The organism is Polyangium sp. y55x31 (assembly GCF_029946505.1).
Lineage (GTDB): Bacteria > Myxococcota_A > Polyangia > Polyangiales > Polyangiaceae > Polyangium.
The window spans coordinates 186,928-206,794 of the sequence record NZ_JARZHG010000011.1 but is presented as its reverse complement, the minus strand read 5'-3'; the positions used below and the strand labels follow the sequence as shown (position 1 = coordinate 206,794).

The window sequence follows — 19,867 nt, the reverse complement described above, 5'->3', positions numbered from 1 at the left end:
GGCGTTGCGCTCCTTCTTGCGTTTTCCTGCTCACGACCTGTAACGTCCACTTTCATGAAATACCTCTCCCTGGCGGCCCTCAAGGTCGCGCTCGCGGATCTATTCAGCGAGCGTCATGCGGCGCTGGTCCTGTCCGGCGCGGGCAAGACGTACGAGCCCATTCTTCTCGCGAAAAAGAACCAGATCGACGCGCTCCCGGGCGCCCTCACCGGGGGCAAGCCGCTGGCCGAGTCGATCGCGGAGGCCGACGACGTGCACGATGGCTTCGGCGCGGCGATCTGGCACATGACGGAGGCGTATGCGCGGTGGCCGAAGGCGCCGGCGCATGTGCGGGCGGCGGTCGAGCGGGTGCGGGCGGCGTTCATTCCCGAGCTCGACGACCTCCGGGCGAGTTACGTGGAGGAGGCGCATGCCGCCTTCGAGCACCGCAAGCAAATCGAGGCGCTGAAGGCCGACTTGCAGCTCATCCCCATCTCGGACGGGGGCACGCTGCTCGATTGGGCCGAGGGATACGTGGGCGCGGCCGAGCAAATCGGCGCGCTCTTGAGCCAGCGGGCCGATGCGGACACGGGCGCGCGTCGCGACGCCGGCCGGATCCGGACGTCGACCCTGGCCGTGCTCGGCCGGTTCCGGGGCGCGCTGGGGGATGAGCTGGCGGTGAACCCGGCCCTGCCGCGGGACCTGGAGGCGCAGGTCTTCGGGTTGTTCGATCAGCTCGATCAGATGCGAGCGGATGCGCTGGCGGGGAAAAAGGCCGCCGCCGGCGAGCCCACGAGCCCCGAGGCGCCCTGACGATCACCCCCGGGTCCTGACGACAGGGCACAGGCGGGGTCGGCTTCATGTCCGCGGCCTGTCGGCAGGGCATCGAGGGCAAGACGACCATGCCGATGGCCTGTCGGCAGGGCATCGGGGTGATCGGTTTGCTCGGCGAGGTCGTGTCGACAGGGCGTCGGGGGCATCGTCATCCCGGCGCCGCGCTGTCGACAGGGCTGCGGGAGTATCGCGTTCTATCGTGTGCCCTGTCGACAGGGCTTCGGGGTAAAGGGGTTCTTGCGCGTGGCCTGTCGACGGGGGGGCGGGGTGGTCGGGCGGCTGTTCCCGGGGCGGTACGATGTCGTCAATCCGATCCTCCGCGCCGAGGTCGCGCGCTGACGGAAGTGGTCACGAGCCGCACCACCACCATTGCTCCGCTCGACAGCGCGTGATAGACGCCGCGATGTCAACGGACTGACAGGCGTCTCTTACAATCGAGCAGGAATTTGGGTGATACGATGAAACATACCATCCCGACGCGGACGACCGGGTTTTTGGGGCCGCTGTTCCTCTTGCTCGCGTGTGCGGGGCCGCTCGGCTGCGGAGCGCTGATCGCCGCCGCGACGGAGTCCAACGGCGCGGATACGGACGAGGGCAAGGCGTGGCGCGCAGACTTCGCGAAGAAGTACAATGCCACCGTCGAGGCGTCGAAGAAGGACTTCGATTCGATGGAGGCGTACTTCAATGCCCTCGTCGTGGCGCAGGCCTGCTCCGATGCCTCGCACGGGACCTTCGAGGACGGGTGGACCGTCGATACGGTCGAGGGGCCCCTGAAGGTCGAGGACGCCGAGAAGAAATGCGGGCAGATGCGCGACGCCATCCGCAAGAAGGGCTCGACCGAGGAGGCGTGTGGATATGCGTCGCTCTACGTGAGAGCCGGCGAGCAGCGCCCAGGGACGGAGTGGACCACGACCGTCATGCCCCTCCGGAACATCGGCAGCACCTCCGCGCAGAGATTGGACGGCGCTCGCCAGATCGTCCCCTGTGACCGCATGCCCGCGAAGGGCAACAAGCCCGCTCCCATCTGGAAAAAGGAGCACATCCAGGGGGCCGAGGAGATCTGCGAGAAGGGGTCGATCATCGTGTACGATTCGACCGATTGGAAGATCGACACCGGCACGGAGGGCGACCAGCAGTATCTCGTCCGTCACCTCGACGGCGCCTGCTGGTATCCGAAAACGCCGGTCGGCGGAGCATTCGACGTGCCCCCGCCCTGCGACGACGACGGCACCCCGCCGAACAACGAGACGTTCAGTTGCCTGACGAAAGAGGGGAAGCTCGTCGTGAAGTGATCACTTCTTCGTGAAGTCGCAGCTCCCGCCGGTGCAGCCCTCCGGCACCGTGATCTTCGGCTGACCCGCCCAGACCGATTTCAGATACGTGGTGATCTGCTGGCGCGCCGCGTCCCCGGCAGGGCCACCCGTCGCCGCGAATCCGTGGATGTCGTACGCATCCATGTCCGCCGTGCGGAACTGCGTGAGCCCGCTCTTGCCGACGATCTCGGGCGACGACTCGACGCCGAGGATCGGGCTCAAGACCTCGCCCACCTGGCCCGCGCCGACCGCGACCGAGAGCAAAGCCGTTCCCTCGTTCGGGAGAATGGGGTCGCCCATGCTCTCCTGGACCAGATAAGCCGTCGGCTCGTCCGGCATTCGGTCCGCCCAGACCGCGCCGTCGACGTCGTCCCAGTTCGATTGGCTCATCGCGAGCGCATGCCCGACGTCGAGGTTGCCGCCATACGACGTGCGGAGGAGGCCTCGAACCGTGGAGTAGACGTTCGAGCCGGGGATGAAATGAGTCCAGCCCGCGCCGGGGACGTTGAGGACGCCGTAATGCATGTCGGGGTCGACGGAGGCGTAGACGAGGCCAAGCGTGCCGCCGAGGGAGCCGCCCGCCCAGACCGGGATGCTGCCGTCGGGCGCGCGGCCGATGAGCGGGTTCGCCCCGCCGTCGAAGGTGGGGCCCGAGAGCAGCTCGCCGAGCGGGCCGTTCATCGCCGCCTGCACGGCCGCGCCGTCGGCAATCGCCTGCATGAGCCGCGCCGTGGAGCGATGCGTGGCCTCGGCCATGCGCTTCATGCCGACGAACGTGTCGATGACGTCGTCGCCCGTCCAGCCGTCGAAACGAATGCCGACCTTGCCAATGCCATTCTGGCCAAGCTCGCCGTCGAAGGAGCTGTCGTCGACATTGCCGCCCATGCCGTGGCCATACATGACGAATCGGTAATCGCCCGAGCCAGCCGGGACCATGACGCGGAAGGGAGCTTCGTGCGTGCCTTTGGCGACGACGTCGCCGGCCGCATCGACCGAGAGGTCGAGGTCGTCTTCGAGGAACGACGGGAGGCCGACGAGCCGGCCCATCACGACAGCCGCGACGGCCGGGCTCGGGTCCCAGGTGACGGAGTCGATTTCGACGGTCACGTTGCCCTGGGTGACGGCCTCGATTTCGGCCTTGCGCATGGCCGTGAGGCGCTTCGTGGGGTCGTCGCCGGAGCGGGTCGTGAAATCGAAGACGCGCAGGACCCGCGCCGGATCGATGCCCGCCTCCGCGAGGAGTTTACGGGTCGGGGCGTGGTAGCCGCGGAGATCGGCCTCGGCCTGCGAGGCAGGGGTGGCGAGGCCAAGCGCAACCCGCGTCTGATGGCTCGGCTCGATGGCGGCGCCGCCTTCCAATTTGAGGTCGTCGAGCACGACGGCGACGTAGTCGGCGCCAGGCTCGAGCGGGCGCATGGGATACCCGAGGACGAGGGTTTCGGTGGCCGGATCCTCGCCCGGAATCGTGGAGAGGCGCAGCGGGACGGATTCACCGCGGCGCGCATGATCATGCTGCGCGAGGAGGAGGCGCACAGGGCCCTCGGTGAAGGAGGCCGCAGCAGGCACGGCGACGGGGCCAGCAAAGCCAATGGCGAGGGGCGATACGCGGGAAAAACCGTCCGCGAGGGCAAGCGAGCGGGGATCGTCGTCAACCGGGAGGCTCGTGGCCTCGACATGGAGGCGCACGCCAGTAGCCGTGGCCGAGTCCGCCGTGAGGAAGGCACTGGACGGCCAGGGCAAGAGGCACCGGAGCTCGTCCGGGTCGCCACAAGGCGCCGTCACGGGCGCGCGGGCACCCTCGGCACGGTCGGGCGCAGTGAAGACAGGCGCGTCTTCACCGCCGCAGCCGGCAAGAAGGAGGAAATGAGCGAGGGAGGAGGCGAGGAGGAGGCGCGGCGCACGAGCGCCCAAGTTTTTCAAAGGCATGGCCAGCCCACCTTAACGGAGCGGCCAGGCCCATGACAACGATTCAGGTGCCAGCGCGCCAGAGCGCGTAGATGGCGCCCCAGGACATGGCGAGCAGGACGACGAAGGCGACGTAGGAGAGGCGCTCGATCGTGCGAATCGACTTGCGGCTCGCAGCAAGGCCCCAGCCCATCGTGAAGGTGCCGATGCCATTCGCAAGGTGGTACGCGACGCCAAGGGTGCCGAGGAGGTAGACCACGAGCGTCGGCACATGGTGGTGCATCTCGTGCGCGATGTCCGAGAAGGCCTCAGCATGGCCAAGCAGGAGCCGCGGGCGGAGCATCGCCAGCCAGATGTGCGCGCCAAGGAAGAAGAGCACACCAACAGCACTCGCGCGCTGGAGGATGTAACGGAGGTTGGCAAAGTAGCCATACCGCTCGTTGTTCGGGCGCATGCTCTTGAGCCGGCCCAAGCCCCAGACCGTGTGAATCACGAGGGGCAGGAGGACGACGAGGAGCGTGAGCCCATGCGCGACAGGATGCGCATGCTGGGTGACCGACGTTTGCCAAGCCTCAGCGCCCTGGAAGGCCGCAAGGTTGTCCCACACGTGGTTCACAGTCCAGACGCCGAGCGGCGCCACGGCGAGGAGCGATCCGAGGCGCGAAGAGACGAAGGTCCGGCGCGCGCCGCGAGAAGCATCGATGGTCTCGGCCGACATGCGCTCGCCTTAGTAGCTTTGTGCTGGAATGACAAGAGGGTGGTCCACGGCGTCGCGCCGGGGTTTCACCCCGGACCCGAGCAGGGGCTATCCGCCCCTGCACCCGGACCAGGCACGGCCTGGACCGAAAGCGGAAGAACTGCGCGATGCGCAGTTCTTCCGACGGGCCCGTGGCAAGACCACGAGGGTCAGCGACGGGACGCTGCCGGTCGAGCCGTCGGCGCCGCCGCCTTGGCAGGCAGGTTCGTCGCCGGTCTTGCCACCGGCTGTTCGATGAACTGCGCATCGCGCAGTTCATCGACCCCGAGTCCAGCGCTTGCGCTGGTCCGGGGTGCAGGGGGCGGACAGCCCCCGCTGGGGTCTGGGGCAAAGCCCCAGCGACTTTACCCCCGGCCCCGCTCCCTCCGCGGGGATGGTGCGTCGAACCGCGCCGCGCCGACCATGCGCCGGGCCTCGTCGTCGGTGCTGCCGTGCTCGAGGCCTGCGACGTCGGCTGGGATGACGGCGGCGGGGCCGAAACGGTCGGCGATGCGGTCGAGGACTTGGTTGAGGCGCTTTGAACGCTGCGTGCCTTGGTCGAAGAGTGGGAGCTGGCCTCCGCCGCGGCTGAGCTCGTGGGCTGAGACGCCTGTGAGGCGGATACGGCGCGATGTGGGCAGGCTGTCGAGGAGTGCGAGGGCTGCGCGGTGGAGGAGTTGGCCGTCGTCGGTGGGCTCGTCGAGTGTGGTTCGGCGTGTGACGAGGGTGTGGTCCGAGAGCTTGATTTTCAGGACGACCGCCCGCGCGACGAGGCCTGCGCGGCGCAGGCGGCGGCCGACACGCAGGGCCTGTGCGTGGACGTGTGGGGCGAGGGCTGCGATGCCCTGGAGGTCCTCCTCGAAGGTGTCCTCGGCTCCGAGGGATTTTTGTTCGCGATCGGGGATGACGGGACGATCGTCGCCGTGGCCGGTCGCGAGGGCGTGGATGTGCGGGCCGAGCTTGCCGAGCAGGGCTCCGAGCGAGACGGGATCCCGCGCGGCGACGTCGCCGATGGTGTGCAAGCCCTGCGCGCGCAGGATCTCCTCGGTCTTCGGCCCGACGCCCCAGAGACGCGAGACGGGCAGGGGCGCGAGGAACTGCGTCGTGCCCTCGGGCGCCACGACGCGCTGGCCGTTCGGCTTGGCGAGGTCGGAGGCGATCTTTGCGACCAGCTTCGACGAGGCGACGCCGGCTGAGGCTGGGAGCTTCAGCTCGTCTGCGATGCGCGCGCGGATGTGTGTGGCGATGTCCTCGCCGGTGCCGAAGAGCGCGCGGGAGGCTGTGACGTCGAGGAAGGCCTCGTCGAGCGACAGGGGCTCGACGAGGGGCGTGATGGATTCGAAGATGGCGTGGATCTGCTCGCTCGCCTCGGCGTATGCGGAAAAGCGCGGGGGGACGACGATCGCAGCGGGGGCGAGCACGAGCGCGCGGGCCATGGGCATGGCGCTGCGCACGCCGAAGCGGCGGACCTCGTAGGAGGCGGCGAGGACCACGCCGCGGCGCGGATGTCCGCCGACGATGACGGGGCGGCCGCGCAGGCGCGGGTCGTCCCGCTGCTCGACGGAGGCGTAGAACGCATCCATGTCGACGTGCAGGACGACCCGGCTCATGGGCCCACGATATGACACGGCCGGAGCTGCCCGCGAGAATGTTCGTGTCCGAAAAACGCGGCCGGGCACGCCCGCGCGTCCGCGGGCCCCGGTGTTGCTTCTTCGGGAGAACGGGGGGCGGGGATCGTGGCGACGAACGAGGTCGACATCGGGGCCAAGGCGCTCGACTTCGACGCCGACGCGCTCGAGGAGTGCGCGCGGGAGCCGATCCACGTCCCGGGCGCTGTCCAGCCGCACGGCGTGCTCCTCGCGGTGCGCGAGGACGATCTGCGTGTCGTGCAGGCGAGCGAGAACACCCGCGCCCTCGCCTCCGTGGACGCGCGCGCGCTCCTCGGTCAGCCCCTCCGAGCGTTCCTCGATCCGGGGTCGTGGGACCTCTTCGAACGCGCCCTCCGGCAGCCCTCGCTCCGCAAGGAGAGCCCGCTCTTTTTGCGCTTCGCGGGGCTCGCGTTCACGGTGATGCTCCACCGCACCGAGGGGCTCGTCGTGCTCGAGCTCGAGACGGCGGGCCCGCCAGAGGAGAACCGGAGCGCGGGCACGCTGCAGGTCATCCTCGCGCGTCTGTCGGGGGCGCGGACGGCGCTCGAGCTGCTCCGGAGCATGGCCACCGAGGTCAAGACGCTCACGGGCTACGACCGGGTGATGATCTACCGGTTCCACGAGGATCTGCACGGCGAGGTCCTCGCAGAGGCGCGCGAGCCGGAGCTCGAGCCGTACCTCGGCTTGCATTATCCGGCCTCGGACATCCCCGCCCAGGCGCGGAGGCTGTACGCGAAAAACCTGGTGAGGTGCATCCGGGACGTGGAGGCGATCCCTTCGCCCATCGTGCCGCCGGAGAACCCGCGGACCGGCCGCCCGCTCGATTTGAGCGACGCTTGGCTGCGCAGCGTCTCGCCCGTGCATGTGCAGTACCTCCGCAACATGGGCGTGTGCGCGTCCATGTCGATCTCGATCCTCCGCGAAGGAGAGCTGTTCGGGCTCGTCGCGTGTCATCACCGCGCGCCCCGGCTGCTCGTGCCGGCCCAGCGCGGCATGTGCGAGGTGCTCGGGCGCGTCGTGTCGTTCCAGCTCGAGGTGCTCGTTCAGAAAGAAGCGGCAGAGCAGAAGCTCCGCGCGAGCGTGCTCGCGCAGCGTTACGTCGAGCAGGTCACGGCGCGGCTCGGGACGTCGACCCGGATGGCGCCCGGGAAGGGCGAGGCCGAGAAGGGCATGCTCGGGCAGGTCGGCGCGCTGCTCGGGTTCGTCGAGGCGGCAGGCGTGGCCGTGGTGGACGATGCGCAAGTGGCGACGGCCGGCGTGACGCCCGCGGCGGAGGACGTGCGAAGGATCGCGACGTGGCTGCGGGAGGTGATGAAGGAGCCGATCTTCGCGACAGACTCGCTCGGGGTGGAGCTGCCGTTCGCGCGTGGGTTCGCGGCCGTGGCGAGCGGGCTGCTCGTGACGTCGTTCAGCTCGGAGGGGCGGACGATGTCGCTCTGGTTCCGGCCGGAGATCGAGCGAACGATCTCCTGGGGCGGCGATCCGCGGAGGTCGGTGTGGCGGGATCCGAGCACGATGCGGATCGAGCCGCGCCGATCGTTCGAGGTCTGGCGGCAGACGGTGCGGGGGTGCGCGGAGCCGTGGAAGGCCTGGGAGATCGAGGCTGCGAGCGCGCTGCGCGCGGCGGTCGTGGGCATCGTGCTCGGGCAGGCGGCGGATCTCGCGCGGATCGCCGTGGATCTGCGGGCAGCGCTGCGCGCGCGGGACGATTTTCTCTCGGTCGCGTCGCACGAGCTGCGCACGCCGATCGCGACACTGCGCCTGACGCTGGAAGCGCTGCAGCGCGCCACGGCGCGGGGCGGGGAGAGCGGGCTCAGCCGGGCGGACGCGATGCCGCGGCTCGAGATGGCGATGCGGCAGGTGGAGCGGTGCGTCGCGCTCGTGGAGCAGCTCCTCGACGTCTCGCAGCTCTCGTCGGGCAAGCTCTCGCTCTCGCTCGCGGAGACGGATCTCGGAGCGCTCGTGCGTCGGGTGGCGGCGCGGCTGGAGATCCAGGCTGCCGCGGCCGGGAGCACGATCGAGGTGCGCGCGGAGCTCGGGGTCGTGGGGCACTGGGACGAGGGGCGGCTCGATCAGGTGGTGACGAACCTGCTGACGAACGCGATCAAGTACGGCGCGGGGCGGCCGGTGACGGTGGAGGTGGCGGCGCGCCGGGGCGAGGCCGAGCTCGTGGTGAAGGATCGGGGCATCGGCATTCCGGCGGAGGCGCAGGGGCGGATCTTCGAGCGGTTCGAGCGAGCGGTGCCGGCGAGCCATTACGGCGGCTTCGGGCTCGGGCTCTGGATCGTGCGGCAGTTCGTGGAGCAGATGGGCGGCCGCGTGTCCGTCACCTCGATCGAGGGGCAAGGCGCGACGTTCACGGTGTGCTTGCCGCTCGCCCGGAGCGCGGCGCCCGCGGGGGAGGGCCAGGGCGTTGGCGGGACCTAGCCGCTGCGTGCTGGTGGTCGACGACGACGAGGATCTTCGCCGAACCGTGACGATGGTCCTCGCGGAGGAGGGCTACCGCGTGCTCGAGGCGGCGAACGGAGCGGAGGCGCTCTCGCGGCTGCACGACGGTCCGCTGCCGGACGTGATCCTGCTCGATCTGATGATGCCGGTGATGAACGGCGAGCAATTCCGAAGGGCGCAGCAGGCGGATCCGCTGCTCGCGAGGGTGCCGGTCGTGGTGATGACGGCGGCCGGGTCGCGGGCGGTCGAGCAGATGGGGGCGCTCGGGCCGATGCGCGTGCTCCACAAGCCGGTGGGGCTCGAGCCGCTGCTGGAGACGGTGGACGAGGTCGCGTCAGGGCATGGGCGAGATGGGCGCGCGATGTAGCTCGGGCCTCTGCGCGGGCTCGTACGCGACGATGATCGGGCCCTTGGGGCGGAGGGTGATCATCGGCATGAGCGCGGGCGGGCGCTGTTCGAGGAGACGAACGCGGACGCGACGGACGATCGTGGCGAGGACGAGGGTGGCTTCGAGGAGGGAGAACTGGTTGCCGATGCAGATGCGAGGTCCGCCGCCGAAGGGATAATACGCGAAGCGGGGCAAGGCGCGTTCGAGGCCGCCGAGCCAGCGTTCGGGCAGGAAGCGCTCGGGCTCGGGGAAATAACGGGCGTCGCGGTGATTGATCCACTGGCTTATCCAGAGCTGGGTGCCTTTGGGGATGTGATAACCGCCGAGGGAGACGTCTTCGTTGGCCTCGCGGCCGATGGCCCACGCGGGCGGATACAGCCGCAAGGTCTCGAGGATCGTGGCGCGCGCGTAGGGCAAGCGCGCGAGGTATTCGGTGGTGGGGAGCGCGCCGCCGAGGGTCTCGTCGATCTCGGCGCGGAGGCGGGCTTCGACGTCGGGATGTTTCGCGAGCAGGACGAACGCGTAGGAGAGGGCGAGGGCGGTGGTCTCGTGGCCCGCGAGGAAGAGGGTCATGAGCTCGTCGCGCATCTCGCGATCGGAGAGGCCGCGGCCCGCGTCGTCCTCGGCGGCGAGGAGCATGGAGAGCAGGTCGGAGCCGCCGCCGCCGCGCGCCCGCCGTGCACGGACGACGCCGAGCAGGACGTCGTCGAGGGTGGCAATGGCCTCGCGGGTGCGGCGATTGTCGGACAGCGGGAGGTGCTCGATCCAGGGGAAGAGGGTGATCAAGCCGTCGCCGAATCGATCAACGACGACGTCGAGGGCGCGGGCGACATCGGCGGCGCGCGGGCCGACGTCGCTGTCGAAGAGGGCCTTGCCGACGATTTCGAGGGTGAGCCGCATCATGTCGGCGTGGAGGTCGCGGACCTCGCCGGGCTCCCGCGCGAGGGCGAAACGCTCGGCGGCGCGGGCCATGTCGTTGCCATAGGCGGCAATGCGCTCGCGGTGGAACGCGGGCGCGAGGAGGCGGCGGTGGCGGAGCCATATGTCGCCTTCGCTCGTGAGGAGGCCATCACCGAGGACACGGCCGAGGCCGCGGGTCATGCGGTCTTTCCAGAAGCGGCGGTGCTCGGTGACGAGGACGCGCTCGATGTCGTCGGGTTCGCGGAGGAGGAAGGCCTCGATGGGGCCGAGGCGCATGCCGACGATGCGGCCGCGCGCGGCGAGATTCATGAGGAAACCGAGGGGATCGGCGCGGTAGGTGATGGAGTGGCCTACGAGGGGGAGGGCGCCGGGGGCGAGGGGCGGGAGAGGGGCAGGCGCGGACATGGGCGGTATCGTAGCTGGAAAAACGGCGGCGATGGGGCGCCACGCCGGGGCGCTGCCCCGGACCCCGCGGGGGCTGTCCGCCCCTCGACCCGGACCAGCGCAAGCGCTGGACTCGGGGTGGAAGAACTGCGCGATGCGCAGTTCTTCCAACGGGCCCGTTGGACCACGTTGCCCGTCGAGAGGGCAGCGCGGCGGTCTCGGTTGGCAGGATCGTCGCCGGTCTCGACTCGGCCTGCCATGAAAACTCGGGCCCGAGTTTTCATGGCAGGGGGTGGGCGACTTGGCCCATGGGGTCTGTTCGATGAACTGCGCGGAGCGCAGTTCATCGACGAACGGTCCAGCGCTTGCGCTGGTCCGGGTCCAGGGGCGGATAGCCCCGGTGGGGCCTGGGGCAACGCCCCAGCGCAGCGGCTCCCAGAGGAGACCAATGCTCAGTTGATTGGAGGGAGGGGGACGCGCCGAAGCGCCAACGACGGCCTCCTCTTCCGCGGCGACCGAGGGGCCTCGAAAGCTTACGGACGGCCCCTTCCTGTTCTATGGACAGCGGTGAGGAGGGGAGCCATGAAGAAACTCGCGTGTATGGTCGGGCTCACGGTGGTGTTCGCGGCGTCGAGCCTCTACGCGGACGTCAGCGTCACCGGTAGAAGGGCGAGGAACCTGTGGAACGCGCTGCCTGGGCCGGTAACTGGGCCGTATTGCATGGGCTTGTGCATGCCAGGTGAAGTCTGCGATGCGCCATGCTACTCCTACAAATCGGGAAACGGCTGGGAATGCACCTACGTCGAATACCTGGGCTCCGGCCGGAAAGAGTACACGTGCACGATGTCCAGATAGATACGATTGCACGAAGTCCACGTGCGCGACATGTTCTCCTTCGGGTAGGCAACCGGAACGCCGTGACGTTCTGCTACCGGCTCCACACCATCGGGAACAAGTCGATGTCGTCCCCAATCATCCCGAAGTTGTAGGTCATTTTGTCGTACAATTGGTAGTGCTTTCTTCGGGCCCCCGGGCGGGATGAGGGAGCGAACGAGATGTACATGCCCGTGTCACTGCCGCACGAATGGCTCGACGTGCAAATGTACTTGTGGGTCTCGTTGGGCTCGAGCGAGAAGTTGGAAGAGGAGCTCGTCCCGCATGCGAGGACGAAGTTCCGGCGGTCCTCCGTTGCATTGTGGATTTCCACCGTCTGGACGCACTGCGCCGAGGCATCTTTTGAAATCGCAAGGAGAGCCACGAACCCCAGCGCAACGAACCGTGTTCTTTTCAACATCACGTCCTCCTTGCTTTCAACGGTGCACGATCGGCCCTACGAGCTTCGAGGCCAAGCTCGTACGAGCCGGCCCCCGCTCTGCCGATCGAACCCACGGATCATATGGGATGCTCGCCGGCGTGTGTCCACGACCGACGCGCGAATGCCGGCGGCGATGGCCGAGCCTCGGCCACCCTTGGAAGAACGATCTCCGGAAGGCGGCGGCCTACGTGTTCGGCCTCTCCGGGCTCGCCTTCCATGCTTGTGCCGGCCTCCCGCGGCTGCTACGCAGGCAGAAGAATGCCCGAAGCCGAGGCACGATTCGCCGTGAGCCAACCGATCGGCGGGATCGCGCGAATCAGCGCCGTGATCGATCGGATCCGGCCGGTGGTGATCGTCCTCGGGCTCCTGGTCCTCGGCGCGGCGTTCGGCATCGCGGCGTGGGCGATCCAGAAGGACTACTTGCTGCGCGTGGCCGGGCTCTGGAATGGTGTGACGGGCTCGGCGCGCGGGATTTCCGCGCACGCCTCGAACAAGGCGATGGCCGAGATGGCGGTCCAGGTCATGCAATGGTCGACCGGGGTCGTCGGACTGGCCCTGCTCGTCCCGCGTCGGAAGGAAGGCGCGTTCTTCCGCTGGACAGCGTGGCTTTCGCTCCTGCTCGCCGTGGTCTTCGTTGCGGCCTCCTTGCTCGGTCTCCTCGGGCTCGGCGTCCACCATGCTGCGATCTCGTTGGATCCGACGTGCACCATCGACGGCCCTTGCGACCACGCGCCCAAGGTCATACCGCCCGGCGACTGGCGCCTGAGCTACCTCGGCGGATTGGCGGTGGCGGCGACGTTCATCGCCGCGATCTTCGCGGGCTGCCTCGGCGTTCGCTGGGTGTTCTGGGGGATTACGAGGCTTTTGCGCGGGGCGCGGTCGACCCCGACGGGCGTTTAGCGGGCGGCGTTTTACAAGCAGGAGCAGAGCGGATCACCCGGCTGGCAGTCGCAGGGCTCTCTCGGCCATAGCTGAGCCCCACCGCATCTCGTTGGCCCGCGGGACGCGCTCAGTTCATCGAGCGCCCTCTGCAACGCGGCCCGCAGCTCATCGTCCTTCGCCTTCTGCGCTTCTTCGGCGGCGCGCGTCGCCGCTGCGAGCGCGTGTTCTTTTCGGGCGACGAGTGATGCGCCGTCGAGATGTCGCAGGACCTCGGCGGGCGGCTTGAAGAAGAGGACGTAGACGACGATCGCGGCAATCGGCGCGCAGATCGCGAGGACATCGAGGACGAGCCCTTGCCCGTACTTCGCCGGTCTGCCGTTCTCCGGTTCCATCGTCGCCTCCGAGCTTGCCGCGCCTCCGTTTCCCGGCATGGAACTCCGAATGGGCCCATTCTGCACGAGGATCGGCTCCCGTGGCAACCTCCGATGTGCTGGCCCACCCTAGCCCCCAGGGCCGCGTCCAACCGCGACGTAGAGAAACGCCTGCTTGCAGCCGTAACCTTCGCGCAGCGGCTCGTCCACGCAGAGATCCCGCACGCGATACCGACCACCTCCGCCGTCGGGCGTCTCGATGACGACGACGCAGTCGAGATCGACGGCCGGGATCTGCGTGGTGAAAAACTGCCCTGCGGCCCGCATCGAACCGAGCTTCTGCTTCTCCCCGATCGGACACTCGAGCCATACCGAGGCATTCGCGACGGGCTCACGAACGGGCCCCGCGCCGTCGCGCACCACGGCCACCCGAAGGTGACCGGCGGGGTCACACGCGACGAGCAAGAGCGGAAAGAGCGCGCGGAGACAGACGGTTCGCGTCATCCGATGGAAATAGCACGAGACGCCCGAGAACGGCCAAGCCCGCCTCGACGCGCCTGCTGCTCCAGCTCACGTCGTCGCGGCTCTGGATCTGGGGCAGGGTCGGCGAGGCGACGAGATTGCCCTGCGACGCACATGCAACGAGGGTCCTTCGCACCCCGCCCGAGAACGGTTAGGCTCGGGCCTGCGCCATGACGCCGCGTCCCGATCCCAACGCCCCCGCAAGGAGAACACTCGCCGCGGCCGCCGCGCTCGCCCTCGGCCTGCTCGGCGCCCCCGCGGCCGCGGACGAACCCGAGCCCGCATCCACCTCCACTCCCGCGCCCGTCGCCATTCCCGCGCCCGCGCCCGCGCCCATTCCCGACCCGGAGTATCCGCCTCCCGTCGTCGTCGAGGAGCCTCCGCCGCCGGCGCCCGAGACCGTCCCGTACCGCCCCGTCAACTTCGGGTTCCTCTATCCGATGAGCACCAACATCGGGGCGCCGGACATCTTCACCCACTTCGACCTGGCCCTCGTGCTCGGCCGGATCGGCTACCTCGGCGGCTTGCAGATCGGGCCCGTGGGCTGGGTCGGATACGACATGCGGGGCGCGCAGATCGGGCTCGCGCACGTCGTCGATGGGCGCGCCGAGGGGCTCGAGATCGATGGCATCTTTTCCATCGCGCGCGGCGATTTCGCGGGCGCGCAGATCGCGGGGCTCATGGGGTGGACGAGCGGGCGGATGACCGGCCTCGCGTTCGCAGGAATGGCGAGTTACGTGTATGCCGACGTCGACGGCGTCCTCGCCGGCGGGCTCGTCTCGGTCGCGCGTGGAAAGGTCCGGGGGCTGCAGATCGCGGGCGGGACGAACATCGGGCGGGTCGACGGCTTGCAGCTCGGAATCGTGAACGTCTCGGCCGAGGTGCGCGGCGTGCAGATCGGGCTCATCAACGTGGCGCGACGAATCAAGGGCGTGCAGGTGGGGGTCCTCAACGTCACGGACAAGCTCGAAGGCGAATCGCTCGGCCTCGTGCCGATCCCGCGGCGCGGCGGGGTGCACCCCGTGATCTGGGGCTCGAATTCGATCTTCGCGAACCTGGGGGTCAAATTCGCGAGCGCTTATGCGTATTCGATCCTCGGGATAGGCCTGCACAATCGGCCGCTCCCGGAGGGGAAACGGCAAGCGGCATTCACGGCGGGGCTCACGCTGGGCGCGCGCGTGCCGATCGCGGAAGGATTCGCGCTGGCCGGGGATCTCGGCGGCAACCGGCTCTTCGCCGAGGGCGTGCCGCTCACGACGCACGACGAGTTGTACAAGGCGCGCGTGCTCTTTTCGTTCGAGATTGCCAAACGGCTCGTGCCGTTCGTCGGGGGCGGGGTGGCGATGGCGGTGCAGGGATCGGATACGCTCAGATTTTCGATCCTGCCGGAGGGGACGGCCGGAATCGAGCTTTAACCGGCGGCCGTGGTGGCCGCCTCGCCCGGCGAGGGCAGGTTTTCCCCGGCCTGTGAAAGGTCGTGGGCGTCGAGCGCCCTCGCCGCGACGAAGAGAAGCGCCGCGTGCGCGAGCGAGATGAGCGCATACACGACGATCGGCACGAGATCACGCTTCGGGCCACACGCGACGAGGAGCGCCGCGATCAAGAGGACATTGTGCAGGACGGACCAACGTCCGATCCAGCGGGCCCGCGCGGCTGCGTTCGGGCCGCGGCGGAGCAGGAGGCTGCCGAGCATGAGCAGCGCCCCGGCCACGTAAAGCCCGCTCGGCGCCGAGAGCGTGAGGATGAGGACCATGCGATCCATGACCCCGGGGGACCTGCCGAGCATCTCCAGGCACATGACGAGCCCGACAAGCGCCGCGAGCGCCCCCGGGATGACCATCTGTCCGAGCAGGAAACTCGTGATCGCGGCGGCCCTCACCGAACGCGGCGCCTTGCCGGGGACCCAGACCGGCACCTCGGCGGCGCGGTACGCGCTTGCGCCGCGCTTCTCGTAACGCGACAGAACGAGCCCCCACACGTCGCGCCCCGCGATACGACCCACCACGTACAGCAGCGACGGCAGGAGCAGGAATCCCACAACGAGAATGACGTTCTCCATGTGACCTCGGCCTCGATCGATGGACGTCCGAGGAGCGCCGAACGTTCCGTGGCATCCGAGGAGTTAGGGTGCAGGGTTCGAGGAGACAAGGTGGCGAGCCCGGTCACCTCCCGCGCCTTTTCCCCCGCGCCATTACGACGCTCGGACCGGACATTTTCAGGTGCCGGTCACAAAAATTACCATATCGACGTGTCTTTCCGATCCTGGTAGACCTTCGCGCTGTCCGGGATGGTCACGAATCGGAACAAGGAGTCGTCGCCCATGAAGAAGCTTGGCCTCGTTTATGGATTGCTCGCCCTCTCCGCTGCCCTCGCGACCGGCTGCGTCGCCGAAACCGGCGAGCCGGGCGACGTCGAAAACGTCGATAGCACGGGGATGAGCTGGGAGGAGTTCAAGGCGAACGCCTATCAGGAGCCGGATACGGGCGTTTACATCGTCGACGGCGATACGCCCATGTTCAGCGAAGCCGAGCTCGAAGCGTTTTACCTCGAGCACGTGCAGCAGGGCGCGCTCGCGGTCATGACCTCGGGCGGCAGCGACGTGAAGTGGGATTCGGCGACGGCGCTGAACATCACGTATTGCATCAGCACGGGCTTCGGCAGCCGCTACAGCGCCGTCGTGAATGCGATGAACACGGCCACGGGCGCCTGGGAAGGCGCCGCGAACGTGAATTTCGTCCACAAGAGTGATCAGGACGCGAATTGCTCGGCGCAAAACAAGAACGTGATCTTCGACGTTCGTCCGGTGAACGTGGGCGGGCAGTACCTCGCGCGCGCGTTCTTCCCGAACACGAGCCGCAACGGCCGCAACGTGCTCATCGACAACACGGCCTTCACGTCGCAAGGCATCTCGCTCGACGGCGTCCTGCGCCACGAGCTCGGCCACACGCTCGGCTTCCGGCACGAGCACACGCGGCCCGAGGCCGGCGCCTGCTTCGAGGACAACAACTGGCGTGGCCTCACGCCCTACGATTCGAGCTCCGTCATGCACTACCCGCAGTGCAATGGGACGAACTCGTGGGCGCTCACGCTGACGAGCCAGGACAAGGCGGGCGCGGCCCTGCTCTACGGCGCCCCGGGCAGCGGCGGCGGCAGCGGCGGCGGCGGCAAGGGCAACAAGTGATCGACTGAAGTCGTATCGAGGGAAAAAGAAAGGGGTCCTGGCCTGCGCCGGGACCCCTTTTTCATTTCAGGGTTTGCCCCAGGCCGCGTCCTTGCGGTAGGTCGCGATGGATTCGGCAATCACCTCGAGCGCGCGCTTGCGATCGTAGAGGTCGTCGACCTCGCTGATCTTGCCCTCGAGGATCTTGTAGTCCTGAAAGAACCGCCGGATCTCGGCGAGGACGTGCGGCGGGAGCTCCGTCGCCTCCTCGTAATGGGCATACGCAGGATCGTCGACGGCCACGGCGACGATCTTGTCGTCGACGCCCTTGTCGTCCCGCATGCGAAACCCGCCGACCGGCCGGGCGCGCACGATGGTCAGCGGATGCACGGGCTCCTGCATCAAGACGAGGATGTCGAGCGGATCACCGTCGCCGGCGTGTGTCTGCGGGATGAACCCGTAATTCGCAGGGTAGTGGACCGACGAATAGAGGACACGGTCGAGCATGAGCAGGCCCGTGCGCTTGTCGAGCTCGTACTTGAGCTTGGATCCACGCGGGATCTCGATGACCGCAGGGACGAACTCGTCGATGGTGGACGGGACGACGTGAATATCGTGAAGAGGGTGCATGGTCCTGGAGAGGGGTTTGGGGCGTAGCTCGGATCGTCCGAGCGTAGCCCCAAGCGTCGAAAAAGGGGGGTTCGTTCGAGCGGACCCCCCGGGGGAAGTTCAGGGAGCGAGCTTCGCGAGGAACATGTCGGTTCCGCCGGCGGAGGTGAAGGGGCCGCCGCCGAAGTCGATGATGTTTTCGAAGAAGCCCGTCACCCAGGTGTTCGTCAGCGGGTCGATCGCGACGGCCTCGCCCGCCTGATCCGTCATCATGCCACTGCCGTACCGGCGAACCCAAAGCGGCCCGCCGTCCGGGTTGAGCTTGGCCACGAAGACGTCGCGCCCGCCCGCGCTCACGACCGCGCCGCCGCCGAAGTCGACCTGGTTGAAGAACTCGCCCGTGACCACGATGTTGCCGAAGACGTCGATCGCGACGCCCTTGCCGCGCTGCGCGCTCGGGTTGCCGAACTTCTTGCTCCAGACGTGGTTGCCCATGGCGTCGAGCTTCGCGACGAACCCGTCGACGTTGCCCGTGCCGTCCGCGCTCGTGAGCGTGGTGGCGCCGCCGTCGAACGAGACCGAACCGGCCATCTCGCCCGTGACGACCACGCTGCCATTGTTGGGATCAACAGCCACGGCGAGCGCGCGCTGTTCCGAGGCGTCGCCGAAGCCCTTGCTCCACAGGTGCCCGCCGGCGCTGTCGTACCGAGCGACCACGATGTCGTAGTCGCCCGCGCTCGTGAGGTTACCGCCCCCGAAGTTCGCCTGGTTCTGGAAGGCGCCGACGAGCGACACCTGCCCCGCGGGGGTCACCGCGACCTCGTAACCGTACTGCGTGCCCGTGCCGCCGAAGCCCTTGCCAAAGACCGGGTTGCCGTTGGCGCTCGCGAACTTGAGGAGCAACGCGTCGAAGCCTCCCTGGTTGGTGATGACCCCGACGAAGTTGAGGTTGCCCGAGAAGTGGCCGGTCACGTAGACCCCGCCCTGGGCGTCGACGCCGACGTCCGCGCCCTGCTGGGTCGCGGTGTTGCCGACGCTCTTCGTCCAGAGGTGGCCACCGTTCGTGTCGAGCTTGGCGACGAAGAGATCGTCGCCGCCCGCGCTCGTGAAGGGGCCTCCTCCGAAGTTGATCGAGCCCTGGAACGCGCCCGTGACGAACACGTTGCCCGCGCCGTCGACGGCGATGCCGTTGCCGATCTGGGTCGAGGCGTCGCCGTACTTCTTCGCCCAGAGGACGGCGCCCGTGGGATCGTACTTCACGACGATGACGTCGGTGCTGCCCGCGCTCGTGAGCGCGCCGATGGCGCCGCCGAAGTTGATCGTGCCCTCGAGGTTGCCGATCGTGTAGACGTTGCCCTGGGCGTCGATCGCGACGTCGAGGCCGATCTGGTTCGAGGCGTCGCCGAACGGCTTGCTCGCGACGTGGTTGCCCGTGCAAGCGAGCGCCGCGCCGCTGCAGTCCTCGTCCGCCGGCGAGGCGCAGTTGTCGAGCGAGGGAAGGACCTCGCCCATGCAGGCGCCGTAGCCCGTGCCGTCGGGGAGGCAGGTGTGGGTGCCGGCCTTGCACACGCCGACGCCGGCCGTGTTGTTCGGTCCGGTGTAACAGGTCTCGGTCGTGTTCGGCGCGCAGGCGCAGCCGATGCCGTCGTCGACCACGCCGTCGCAGTCGTCGTCGAGCATGTTGCAGACCTCGGCCGAGGGCAGGACCTGGTTCTCGCACGCGCCGTAGCCCTGGCCGTCGGGCGCGCAGGTGGCCTTGCCCATCACGCAGACGCCCATGCCGGCCGTGCCGGGCGGGCCGTCGTAGCAGTCCATCTGTTCGCCCTGCTGGCAGACGCAGCTCGGGTTGTCGTCGACCGCGCCGTTGCAGTCGTCGTCGACGCCGTTGCAGGTCTCGGTCGCGGGCAGGACCTCGTCGACGCACGCGCCGAACTCGCCGTTTGGCTCGCACGTCTGCACGCCGGCCTTGCACGGGCCGACGCCCTGGCTGCCGTCGGGCCCGGAGTAACAGGCCTGCGTGGTGCCGAGGGCGCAGCCTTCCATGCCGCCGGTGCCCCCGGTGCCGCCGCCGCCCTGGCCGCCCTGGCCGCCTGTGCCGCCGGTGCCGCCGCCGCCCTGGCCGCCCTGGCCCCCGGTGCCGCCGGCGCCGCCCTGTGCGATGCCGCCCGTGGTGTCCGGGGTGGGTTCGCCGCAGCCGGCGACGGCGCTGAGCAAGGCGAGCGTGATCGTGGGGAAAGAAAGAGAAAGGAGTCGCGATCGGCGAAGCATGGTGTGGAGCCTCCGGCGTGGACCGAGGGGAAGTGATCCCGAGTTTCCGTCACATTACCGAATGCAAGGCCATCCACAATACCCCGGCCGCTTCCCGCCGGTTCAGGCCGGAATCGTTACGAAAATCGTGTCCGGGGGCGCTCCTTGACGCCCGGGAGGGGGTCTGGTCTCCTACGTTCCTGG

Annotated in this window: 17 protein-coding genes; 8 read left to right on the top strand and 9 right to left on the bottom strand. The window is 68.6% G+C overall.

From position 1 onward, the window contains the following. Positions 1–54: 54 nt before the first annotated feature. Together QHF84_RS21215 and QHF84_RS21210 are read left to right on the top strand one after the other, a co-directional pair. Complete coding sequence (locus QHF84_RS21215; RefSeq protein ID WP_281315168.1) at positions 55–792, top strand: hypothetical protein; 738 nt, start codon at positions 55–57, stop codon at positions 790–792. 479 nt (positions 793–1,271) lie between these two features. Continuing rightward, a complete protein-coding gene (locus QHF84_RS21210) occupies positions 1,272–2,105 on the top strand; it encodes a hypothetical protein (RefSeq protein WP_281315167.1) in 834 nt (277 codons plus the stop codon). On the opposite strand, the gene QHF84_RS21205 is transcribed toward QHF84_RS21210, so the two are convergent. The 3 genes from QHF84_RS21205 to QHF84_RS21195 all read right to left on the bottom strand — a co-directional run bounded on the left by QHF84_RS21205 (position 2,106) and on the right by QHF84_RS21195 (position 6,377). Next, positions 2,106–4,052: a hypothetical protein gene (locus QHF84_RS21205; RefSeq protein WP_281315166.1), complete on the bottom strand. Its 1,947-nt coding sequence runs from the start codon at positions 4,050–4,052 to the stop codon at positions 2,106–2,108. A gap of 43 nt (positions 4,053–4,095) precedes the next feature. Next, complete coding sequence (locus QHF84_RS21200; protein ID WP_281315165.1) at positions 4,096–4,749, bottom strand: hypothetical protein; 654 nt, start codon at positions 4,747–4,749, stop codon at positions 4,096–4,098. A gap of 383 nt (positions 4,750–5,132) precedes the next feature. Beyond that, on the bottom strand, positions 5,133–6,377 hold the full coding sequence (locus QHF84_RS21195) for a DNA polymerase IV (RefSeq protein WP_281315164.1): 1,245 nt from the start codon (positions 6,375–6,377) through the stop codon (positions 5,133–5,135). A 126-nt stretch (positions 6,378–6,503) separates the two neighbouring features. On the opposite strand from QHF84_RS21195, the gene QHF84_RS21190 reads away from it, so the two are divergent. Together QHF84_RS21190 and QHF84_RS21185 are read left to right on the top strand one after the other, a co-directional pair. Beyond that, positions 6,504–8,843 (top strand): ATP-binding protein, encoded by a 2,340-nt coding sequence (locus QHF84_RS21190; protein ID WP_281315163.1) that lies wholly within the window; start codon positions 6,504–6,506, stop codon positions 8,841–8,843. Positions 8,844–8,850: 7 nt separating this feature from the next. After that, positions 8,851–9,231 carry a response regulator gene (locus tag QHF84_RS21185; protein WP_281315162.1) on the top strand — a complete coding sequence of 127 codons (381 nt, stop codon included), beginning with the start codon at positions 8,851–8,853 and terminating at the stop codon, positions 9,229–9,231. On the opposite strand, the gene QHF84_RS21180 is transcribed toward QHF84_RS21185, so the two are convergent. Continuing rightward, entirely contained in the window at positions 9,199–10,578 is a 1,380-nt protein-coding gene (locus QHF84_RS21180) for a cytochrome P450 (protein ID WP_281315161.1), read from the bottom strand. The two genes, QHF84_RS21185 and QHF84_RS21180, sit on opposite strands and share 33 nt — an antisense overlap. Positions 10,579–11,139: 561 nt before the next feature. On the opposite strand from QHF84_RS21180, the gene QHF84_RS21175 reads away from it, so the two are divergent. Together QHF84_RS21175 and QHF84_RS21170 are read left to right on the top strand one after the other, a co-directional pair. Then, a complete protein-coding gene (locus QHF84_RS21175) occupies positions 11,140–11,412 on the top strand; it encodes a hypothetical protein (protein ID WP_281315160.1) in 273 nt (90 codons plus the stop codon). 745 nt (positions 11,413–12,157) lie between these two features. Beyond that, positions 12,158–12,772 carry a hypothetical protein gene (locus QHF84_RS21170; protein WP_281315159.1) on the top strand — a complete coding sequence of 205 codons (615 nt, stop codon included), beginning with the start codon at positions 12,158–12,160 and terminating at the stop codon, positions 12,770–12,772. 11 nt (positions 12,773–12,783) lie between these two features. Here QHF84_RS21170 and QHF84_RS21165 read toward each other — a convergent pair whose 3' ends face one another. Continuing rightward, positions 12,784–13,146 (bottom strand): hypothetical protein, encoded by a 363-nt coding sequence (locus QHF84_RS21165; protein WP_281315158.1) that lies wholly within the window; start codon positions 13,144–13,146, stop codon positions 12,784–12,786. Between the two features lie 108 nt (positions 13,147–13,254). Continuing rightward, the gene (locus QHF84_RS21160) at positions 13,255–13,629 is read right to left on the bottom strand and encodes a hypothetical protein (protein ID WP_281315157.1); all 375 of its coding nucleotides are present in this window, start codon (positions 13,627–13,629) and stop codon (positions 13,255–13,257) included. A gap of 188 nt (positions 13,630–13,817) precedes the next feature. Between QHF84_RS21160 and QHF84_RS21155 the strand changes: the two genes are divergently transcribed. Continuing rightward, positions 13,818–15,062 (top strand): hypothetical protein, encoded by a 1,245-nt coding sequence (locus tag QHF84_RS21155; protein ID WP_281315156.1) that lies wholly within the window; start codon positions 13,818–13,820, stop codon positions 15,060–15,062. On the opposite strand, the gene QHF84_RS21150 is transcribed toward QHF84_RS21155, so the two are convergent. Continuing rightward, complete coding sequence (locus tag QHF84_RS21150; protein WP_281315155.1) at positions 15,059–15,706, bottom strand: hypothetical protein; 648 nt, start codon at positions 15,704–15,706, stop codon at positions 15,059–15,061. The genes QHF84_RS21155 and QHF84_RS21150 overlap by 4 nt on opposite strands. 261 nt (positions 15,707–15,967) lie before the next feature. On the opposite strand from QHF84_RS21150, the gene QHF84_RS21145 reads away from it, so the two are divergent. Continuing rightward, positions 15,968–16,828, top strand: coding sequence for a M57 family metalloprotease (locus QHF84_RS21145; protein ID WP_281315154.1), 861 nt, complete (start codon positions 15,968–15,970; stop codon positions 16,826–16,828). Between the two features lie 66 nt (positions 16,829–16,894). Here QHF84_RS21145 and QHF84_RS21140 read toward each other — a convergent pair whose 3' ends face one another. Both QHF84_RS21140 and QHF84_RS21135 read right to left on the bottom strand, forming a co-directional pair. Next, entirely contained in the window at positions 16,895–17,437 is a 543-nt protein-coding gene (locus tag QHF84_RS21140) for an inorganic diphosphatase (protein WP_281315153.1), read from the bottom strand. Positions 17,438–17,536: 99 nt separating this feature from the next. After that, positions 17,537–19,684 carry an SBBP repeat-containing protein gene (locus tag QHF84_RS21135; protein ID WP_281315152.1) on the bottom strand — a complete coding sequence of 716 codons (2,148 nt, stop codon included), beginning with the start codon at positions 19,682–19,684 and terminating at the stop codon, positions 17,537–17,539. Positions 19,685–19,867 lie beyond the last annotated feature (183 nt).

Bases quoted from the DNA above. Each gene is read 5' to 3' on its own strand.
- QHF84_RS21145 (WP_281315154.1), top strand. From the start codon at position 15,968: ATGAAGAAGCTTGGCCTCGTTTATGGATTGCTCGCCCTCTCCGCTGCC.
- QHF84_RS21155 (WP_281315156.1), top strand. From the start codon at position 13,818: ATGACGCCGCGTCCCGATCCCAACGCCCCCGCAAGGAGAACACTCGCC.
- QHF84_RS21165 (WP_281315158.1), bottom strand. From the start codon at position 13,146: ATGGAACCGGAGAACGGCAGACCGGCGAAGTACGGGCAAGGGCTCGTC.
- QHF84_RS21205 (WP_281315166.1), bottom strand. From the start codon at position 4,052: ATGCCTTTGAAAAACTTGGGCGCTCGTGCGCCGCGCCTCCTCCTCGCC.
- QHF84_RS21160 (WP_281315157.1), bottom strand. From the start codon at position 13,629: ATGACGCGAACCGTCTGTCTCCGCGCGCTCTTTCCGCTCTTGCTCGTC.
- QHF84_RS21195 (WP_281315164.1), bottom strand. From the start codon at position 6,377: ATGAGCCGGGTCGTCCTGCACGTCGACATGGATGCGTTCTACGCCTCC.
- QHF84_RS21215 (WP_281315168.1), top strand. From the start codon at position 55: ATGAAATACCTCTCCCTGGCGGCCCTCAAGGTCGCGCTCGCGGATCTA.
- QHF84_RS21180 (WP_281315161.1), bottom strand. From the start codon at position 10,578: ATGTCCGCGCCTGCCCCTCTCCCGCCCCTCGCCCCCGGCGCCCTCCCC.
- QHF84_RS21135 (WP_281315152.1), bottom strand. From the start codon at position 19,684: ATGCTTCGCCGATCGCGACTCCTTTCTCTTTCTTTCCCCACGATCACG.
- QHF84_RS21175 (WP_281315160.1), top strand. From the start codon at position 11,140: ATGAAGAAACTCGCGTGTATGGTCGGGCTCACGGTGGTGTTCGCGGCG.
- QHF84_RS21140 (WP_281315153.1), bottom strand. From the start codon at position 17,437: ATGCACCCTCTTCACGATATTCACGTCGTCCCGTCCACCATCGACGAG.
- QHF84_RS21150 (WP_281315155.1), bottom strand. From the start codon at position 15,706: ATGGAGAACGTCATTCTCGTTGTGGGATTCCTGCTCCTGCCGTCGCTG.
- QHF84_RS21210 (WP_281315167.1), top strand. From the start codon at position 1,272: ATGAAACATACCATCCCGACGCGGACGACCGGGTTTTTGGGGCCGCTG.
- QHF84_RS21200 (WP_281315165.1), bottom strand. From the start codon at position 4,749: ATGTCGGCCGAGACCATCGATGCTTCTCGCGGCGCGCGCCGGACCTTC.